Origin of the sequence: Pseudomonas tremae, assembly GCF_001401155.1 — a bacterium.
GTDB lineage: Bacteria > Pseudomonadota > Gammaproteobacteria > Pseudomonadales > Pseudomonadaceae > Aquipseudomonas > Aquipseudomonas tremae.
In genome coordinates this window covers 1-850 of the sequence record NZ_LJRO01000268.1, presented here as the reverse complement: position 1 = coordinate 850, position 850 = coordinate 1, and the positions used below count along the sequence as shown (strand labels likewise).

General features: G+C 54.1%; 1 protein-coding gene. It reads left to right on the top strand.

Annotated elements, in window-relative coordinates; genetic code table 11:
* The first annotated feature begins 193 nt into the window (after nt 1-193).
* A complete protein-coding gene (locus tag ALO43_RS16155) occupies nt 194-643 on the top strand; it encodes a site-2 protease family protein (protein ID WP_054997793.1) in 450 nt (149 codons plus the stop codon).
* The last annotated feature ends 207 nt before the right edge of the window (nt 644-850 follow it).

Below are 850 nucleotides of genomic sequence, written 5' to 3'. Positions count from 1 at the left end.
CTGCACAGGATAGCTCGCAAGTCAATCGGCTTCAATCCGCATTCATAACAGAGCTGAGCCAGATAGCGCCTGACGCGAACGGTGATATACGGCGAACATTGACCTAAGACGCCTACATGCCAAACATTGACAGTCAGACGCATCTGGAAAAACCGATGCTATTCTGTCGGCCGCAAGCTCAAGGAAGGCTGTGATGAAAATTAGCAAGAGTCAGGTTGTGCTTAGTAGCCTAATGCGCTTTATGCATATGCTCTTTGGGCTGTTAGGCTGGATGGGCGCAGCGTTGATTCTGGGGCTGCATTTGCGCTCAGAGTTACAACCGTTTTTGTCACTGATCTTGGCGTCGGGGTTAGGTGTCATTGCCATGATCGTGCATGAAGGCGGTCACTACCTAGGCGCCAGACTGCACCGCATGCCAGTGTTGATGATGCGTTTCGCAGCTGTGGAGGTTCAGGTGAGACGCCGGAATTGGCGGATTCGATGGTCGCCGCAGGTCAAGGATCGTCGACTCGGAGGTTACGTGATGGCAGCAGCCAACCTTGAGCTTCCTCCGCGCCAGCAGATGTTATGGGTGGTGCTTATGGGCCCAATGGCCAACCTACTCGTGGGATTAGCCTCATGGGGGGGTTGGCTGGTTCATTGAGGGGCTAATCTCAGCGTTTTTCCTCGCATTTGCCATGCTTAACTTGAGCATTGCATTGGCCAATCTGGTACCAACCTCCCGAATTCTGCCCAGCGATGGCACACTCTTAATCGCCTGGTGGATGCATCGCGACGATCAACGAGCTGAATTGGCCCACATGCGCTTGCTGGCAATGTCAGTGGCGGGAGTGCCTTGCGAGCAACTGCC

What these genes read in the sequence shown, in the direction of transcription:
- ALO43_RS16155 (WP_054997793.1), top strand. Translation starts at nt 194, where the DNA reads ATGAAAATTAGCAAGAGTCAGGTTGTGCTTAGTAGCCTAATGCGCTTT.